At 29.7% G+C, this 6,295-nt stretch carries 6 protein-coding genes, 1 tRNA gene and 1 rRNA gene; 5 read left to right on the top strand and 3 right to left on the bottom strand.

From position 1 onward, the window contains the following. Positions 1–196 precede the first annotated feature (196 nt). Positions 197–313, top strand: a 5S ribosomal RNA gene (rrf, locus tag CLCOS_RS17270). 267 nt (positions 314–580) lie between these two features. On the opposite strand, the gene CLCOS_RS17265 is transcribed toward rrf, so the two are convergent. Beyond that, positions 581–1,306, bottom strand: coding sequence for an NAD-dependent protein deacylase (locus tag CLCOS_RS17265; RefSeq protein WP_063602520.1), 726 nt, complete (start codon positions 1,304–1,306; stop codon positions 581–583). Between the two features lie 176 nt (positions 1,307–1,482). Between CLCOS_RS17265 and CLCOS_RS17260 the strand changes: the two genes are divergently transcribed. Beyond that, positions 1,483–1,556 (top strand) — tRNA-Cys (locus CLCOS_RS17260). Positions 1,557–1,900: 344 nt separating this feature from the next. Continuing rightward, positions 1,901–2,338 (top strand): DUF6442 family protein, encoded by a 438-nt coding sequence (locus CLCOS_RS17255; RefSeq protein WP_063602519.1) that lies wholly within the window; start codon positions 1,901–1,903, stop codon positions 2,336–2,338. A gap of 124 nt (positions 2,339–2,462) precedes the next feature. Here the strand turns inward: CLCOS_RS17255 and CLCOS_RS17250 are convergent, their stop codons facing one another. Both CLCOS_RS17250 and CLCOS_RS17245 read right to left on the bottom strand, forming a co-directional pair. Next, positions 2,463–3,377: a S66 peptidase family protein gene (locus CLCOS_RS17250; protein ID WP_063602518.1), complete on the bottom strand. Its 915-nt coding sequence runs from the start codon at positions 3,375–3,377 to the stop codon at positions 2,463–2,465. Positions 3,378–3,395: 18 nt separating this feature from the next. Continuing rightward, positions 3,396–4,337: a magnesium transporter CorA family protein gene (locus CLCOS_RS17245; protein ID WP_013236826.1), complete on the bottom strand. Its 942-nt coding sequence runs from the start codon at positions 4,335–4,337 to the stop codon at positions 3,396–3,398. A gap of 304 nt (positions 4,338–4,641) precedes the next feature. Between CLCOS_RS17245 and CLCOS_RS17240 the strand changes: the two genes are divergently transcribed. Continuing rightward, positions 4,642–4,854: a sigma factor G inhibitor Gin gene (locus CLCOS_RS17240; RefSeq protein WP_013236827.1), complete on the top strand. Its 213-nt coding sequence runs from the start codon at positions 4,642–4,644 to the stop codon at positions 4,852–4,854. Then, entirely contained in the window at positions 4,833–6,281 is a 1,449-nt protein-coding gene (locus tag CLCOS_RS17235; protein ID WP_063602517.1) for an aminotransferase class I/II-fold pyridoxal phosphate-dependent enzyme, read from the top strand. The genes CLCOS_RS17240 and CLCOS_RS17235 overlap by 22 nt, the downstream gene beginning before the upstream one ends. Positions 6,282–6,295 lie beyond the last annotated feature (14 nt).

Here is a 6,295-nt window from a genome sequence, read left to right as displayed (position 1 = left end):
GAACACGAGGAGATAGGTCAGAGGTGTAAGCAGGGCAACCTGTTAAGCTGACTGATACTAATAGGTCGAGGGCTTGACCAAATAAAAACGAAAGAAAAAAAGTTTACTGTGCAATTTTGAGAGGACAGAGTAATTTGAACTCTTAAAAGTTAATATATAAGAAAATTGATAGAAATAGCAATTTTCGTCAATAAAATCTGGTGGTAATGACGTGAAGGTAACACCCCTTTCCATACCGAACAGGAAGGTTAAGCTTCAGGGTGCCGATGGTACTGCAGGGGAGGCTCTGTGGGAGAATAGGTCGCTGCCAGGTAAAGAAAATAGAGTACTGATTGGTACTCTATTTTTTTTATCATAAATTAATTTTATCTGATGATTATGAGCTCTAATACTCCCACACATTATGTAACAGTTGCTTTTCTCCAAGTGTACGTTGGGAGAAGCTACGTTTCTTGATAATCTCCTAAAGGATAAAGACTTAAGTGCTAAAGTACTAAGAAACCTGTTAATAAGGTATCACAAGTGGAGTTTTAAACTCCACTTGATGTCAAGAACTCTGTTTATTAAAAAGAATAAAATCTTACAATATACTTTTTAGAACTTTTCCTATACTGTCATGTATAACTATATTAGCCTCATTATCATAAGAAGTAGAAGATTTATTTATAAGAACTAAATATTTTCCCTTAAAATAATTAATTAACCCTGCAGCAGGATATACTATTAGGGAAGTACCTCCTACAATTAACATATCAGCTTGTTGGATGTATTCTACGGATTTATTTAATGTGTCCATGTTTAGACTTTCTTCGTATAAAACTACGTCTGGTTTTATTGTTCCATTACATTTATCACATTTTGGTATAAGACCTGGGGTATTTAGTACATAATCTAAATCAAAAGATTTTCCACATTTAGTGCAATGATTTCTATGAATGGAACCATGTAATTCTAATACATTATTTGACCCTGCCATTTGATGGAGACCATCTATATTTTGAGTTACTATAGCTTTTAACTTTCCCATTTTTTCTAATTCTGCAAGAGCATAATGGGCGTCATTTGGCTTTGCATCTTTGTATATCATTTTTGCCCTATAAAAATCAAAGAAATCCTCAGTATGAGACATAAAAAAACTATGACTTAGCATTACTTCAGGAGGATATGAAAAATTATTTTTAGTTTTATATAATCCTGTTTCGGATCTAAAATCAGGTATTTGCGATTCTGTAGAAACTCCTGCACCACCCAAAAATACAATATTAGTACTTGAATTTACAGCGGATTTTAAATTCTCATAACTCATAAAATCACCTCTGATTAATATTATAGCATATACTTTTTATATGTTTAATTGTTTAGCAAATATTAGCATGTTTTATGTATAAGAGTAATTCATTTTATTTAGCAGCGGGTTTTTTAGTAATTGGAGTTGACAAAAAGTATTTAAAATGATATCATAAACTCTGTTAAAAAAAGTATGGCGCTATAGCCAAGTGGTAAGGCAGAGGTCTGCAAAACCTTTATCTCCAGTTCAAATCTGGATGGCGCCTCCAAAAAGATACAGAAGTAATCTGGTTGCTGATTTTTCAGTAGATAGGTTACTTCTTTTTTATTGTTTATAGCACTTTGGTATATTGTAGTATAATTATTATTGTATTAATATACCAATTCCTCGTTTATCGTTCTATTTCAACTTATTTGATAATTTTATTAGGTCTTAGAACAATATTTTCTGCAGACAAATACTATTGTATAATTTTTTATGGAAAGTATACTTGACATCTATACTATGTGGTAGTAACATAAAAATGTAAAGTTAACTTTCCGTACAATTTAGGAAAATAGTTGTTATGTGAAAAATAGCTTATAAGAAGTATTAGCTATGAGGAGGAAAAAAATGAGAAGTAAGAGTGCTGCAAGGTATTTAATATTTTCACTCATTGGTTTTGTAATTTTGGCTGCAGGTGCTATATTAGCAAAACTTACAAGAAATGATCAAGGTATCATTGAGACTTTACCATATATTCTTATTGGAATTGGAGGTGGGGTCTTTGGACAAAATCTTGGTACTGCCTTTGACATCTATACTATGAAAAAAAATCCCGAGATAGCTAAGCAAAGGGAAATTGATGAAAAAGATGAGAGAAATATAGCAATAAGAAATAAAGCTAAAGCTAAAGCATATGATCTTATGATATTGGTATTCGGGGCATTGATGATGGCATTTGCACTGATGGGTGTCAGTTGGTCAGTAGTTTTAGCCATTGTTATTGCGTACCTGTTTGTTGTATTTTCAAATATATATTTTATAAGTAAATATGATAAGGATATGTAAAATTGTATATAATAGGAGTTTGCCAACTAGATTAGCTGAGGAAAACATTTCTTCCTAGTTCAAATCTGGATGGCGCCTCTATAGTATAAAAAATTGGTGTGTTTTATATTTGTAAATAAATGATCTATTTCACTACAGATTCTAATACATGTATTTCTCCTTCTTTAAAATTTACTTCTACATTACTCCCAATTGGTAAAGTTATCCTTGGATATGAATGGCCAGATTGAAAGTTGATTAAAGTTGGTTTTTTTAAGCTAAGTATCCTGTCTTCAAGTATTTCGGTTAAAGTTAAACTTCGTTCATAATGTGGAAGTTCACAATTTGTAAACTGTCCTAGAATAAAACCTGAACATTTTTGCAGGTCTCCACTTAGTGTTAATTGAGTAAGCATTCTATCAATTCTATAGGGTTCTTCTCCTACATCTTCTATAAAGAGTATTTTATTTTCAGTATTTAGAGCATAAGGAGTACCTAGAAGACTAGATATAAGGCATAGGTTACCACCTATAAGAGTACCAGCTGCGTACTCTCCATTAAAATACCGTGTGGGGATGTCCTCAGGGTTTTTTATAGTAAAGGGAGCATATCCACACATTAGGGTATCTAAAAAACTCTTTAATGTAAAATCATCAAAAGTAGAAGTACACATTGGAGAATGAAAGGTAATCATATGGCATTTGTTGTAGATATTGTTTAATAAAGTGGTTATATCACTAAATCCTGCAAATATTTTAGGATTTTCTTCTATAATGTTAAAATCAATAAGAGGAAGAAGCCTCATGCTGCCGTATCCACCTCTTGTGCATAATATCATATCTACACTTTTGTCTGAGAACATATCCATAATATCGGAAGCCCTGTCCACATCCTTACCAGCTAAATAACCCCATTTGTCATATATATGTTTCCCTTCTTTAACATTAAAACCAAAGTCTTTTAAAAATTCAATTTTTTCTTTGATTTTTTCAGGTTTCTCTGCACTCGCCGGAGATACAAGGCCTATAGTATCTCCTTTTTTTAATCTTTTTCCAATCAAAATCATCACATCCTAAAATTAAAATAAGTTTTTTTTCTTTAAAAATAATATACACACCAGGCAAATTGAAGCTGTTATGACATATACCATCCAGAAGCCATTTGGAGATTTAGCAAAAGGTATTCCGTATAAATTCATGCCAAAGGAACCAAATATTATATTTGGAATTGCCATAACTATAGTTACTGAAGCTAGGAGTTTCATGACTATGTTTAAGTTATTTGATATAACTGAGGCAAATGCATCCATAGTTCCTGTTAAGATATTACTATATATGTTTGTCATTTCTATGGCTTGTTTATTTTCAATAATAACATCTTCTAGAATATCTTGATCTTCAGGATATTTCTGTAAAAGTTCTAACTTTAACATTTTTTCTAAAGTCATTTCATTAGCTTTTAGGGATGTTGAAAAATAAACAAGAGACTTTTGTAAAGATAAAAGTTGAATAAACTCTTTATTTTTCATAGATCTATGAAGTCTTTGCTCAATCATTACACTTTTTTTGTCTATTTGTCTTAAATAGAGCAAGTAATAGCTCGCTATTCTATAAAGTATTTGTAAAATAAACCTAGAACGTTTAAATGTAAAAAAGGATTTAACTTTCCCATTTATAAAATCAGTAAGGATATTACTGTTTTTTAAACAAACCGTAATTAAAGTAGATTCTGTATGGATTATAGCTAATGGATAAGAATCATAGGTTAAAGAATTAACTTCCATTTCTGTAAAAGGAATATCAACTATTACTAGTAGATTATTATCTTCAGTATCTATACGTGACGTTTCTTCTTCATCTAGAGCAGCTTTTAAAAAATCCATTGAAACACCAGACTTCTTTGATATTAAAAGTAAATCTTCATCTGAAGGTGCTACAACGTTAATCCAGCAGCCATGTTCTATGGTATCTACAGATTGAATGTTATTTGATTCGTCTATAGTTTTATAAATTGAAATCATGTAATGCCTCCTTGTAAAAATTAGCAGAGTATCTTGGTTGGTTTATTTATATAGTATATTTATATTATATCTTATGAAAACATACTTTTGAATATATCATTATAAGATATTAATATAAATGCTACTATTTAAATTTATTTATGTGGACAAAATAAGTTTAAGGGTAGAACTGAATAGTATATATTATAGAATATAAAAATGAGAAAGAATTTTTTAAATTGAATATTTTATGTATTAAGGGTAAAAATTTAAATAACAAAAGTAATAATATTAATTTGTAAGTAGTGCCGCTAGGAGGATGTAGATGAAAAAAAAATATTGTATCATATGTGGAAAACCTTTGAGTGATGGTATAATAATATATGGTAGAGGAATATGTAAAAGTTGTGAAGAAAGATTAATAAAATTAGAAAATGATTTAGATTTTTACGAATACTATAAAGAAAGAATAAGTAAAACTATAGCACGTTTTATTATAAGAGGAGAGATAACTCATTGTCAGAATTACCACTTTTAGAAGGAGTTTTAAAATATATTAAGGAAAATAATATGTCATTTTGTATGCCAGGTCATAAAAATGGAAGAGGTTTTTATAATACTTCAATAGGAAGAGAATTTATATCTAATATTTTAAAATTTGATATTACTGAAGTAGATGGTGTAGACAATCTTCATAATCAAAAAAGTATAATATTAGATGCAAGTAAGCGTCTTTCAAAGCTTTATGGAAGTAAAAAGTCTTATTTTTTAGTTAATGGAAGTACGTCTGGAAATATGATAATGTTGTTTAGTAGTTTTAATGAGGGGGATAAAATTTTAGTAGAAAGAAATTGCCATAGTTCTATACTAAATGGAATAATTATGAGGAAGTTAATTCCTATATATTTAGAAAATATTATAAGTGAAAAAATAAATGCTCCTATTTGCGTAAATTTGGAGCATTTTTTACAAGCACTAAAGAGAAACAAGAATATAAAAGGAATAGTAGTTACATATCCCAATTACTATGGAATATGCAGCAATCTTAAGTTTATAATAAAGGAGGCAAAAAAGCTTAACATAAAGGTATTAGTTGATTGTGCTCATGGCGCACATTTTGGTGTTAATAAAAATTTACCGGAAAGTGCAGTAACACTTGGTGCAGATATGGTAGTTACTAGTTCGCATAAAACGCTGCCTAGTTTAACTCAAACTGCTTATTTACATGTAAACAATGAGAAATATATAGATAAAGTAGACTTTTATTATAATGCGTTTTTAAGTACAAGTCCTTCATACATAGCACTTTGTTCTATGGATTATGCTCGATTTTACCTTGAAGAGTATGGCAGCAGTGATTACGAAAAACTTATAGAGATAGCTGAATTCTATAGAGATAAGATAAACTCTATAAGAGGATTGCACGTAATTGGCAGAAAGGATATAATACAATTTAATTCTAAAGAAAGGAAGGCAGTACCAAGTGTAGCAGATATAGATTTAACAAGATATACTATAAATCTAGAACCAGGATACAGTGGCAATTTACTTTTAAATTATTTAAGAAAACTAAATATACAGTGTGAAATGAGTGACAATTCCAACCTAGTATTGATTCTTTCTCCCTTTAATGAAAAAGAGGAGTTTGAAAGATTATATACTGTATTAAAGAATTGTGATTTAGAAAGAATTAAATGTAAAAAAACAAATAGGATAAAATATGGAATACCTCAATCCAAGATGATTCCATTTCAAGTTATAGATATAGAAAAGGAAATGGTGGATTTAAATGATTCGTGTGGAAAGATAAGTGGGGCAAGTGTAATACCATATCCTCCGGGAGTTCCTGTATTGTCTATAGGAGAGCTGATAGATAAGAATGTAATTCAAGTTATTAAATATTATATAAAAAATAGTATGGATTTAATTGGAGTAAAAGATAATAAAATAAAAGTTGTAAAATAAATTTTGGAGGAAAG

Source organism: Clostridium coskatii, from assembly GCF_001675205.1.
GTDB classification, from domain to species: Bacteria; Bacillota; Clostridia; order Clostridiales; family Clostridiaceae; genus Clostridium_B; species Clostridium_B ljungdahlii.
The sequence above is the reverse complement of the archived record's forward strand: the minus strand, read 5'-3'. Positions and strand labels throughout refer to the sequence as shown.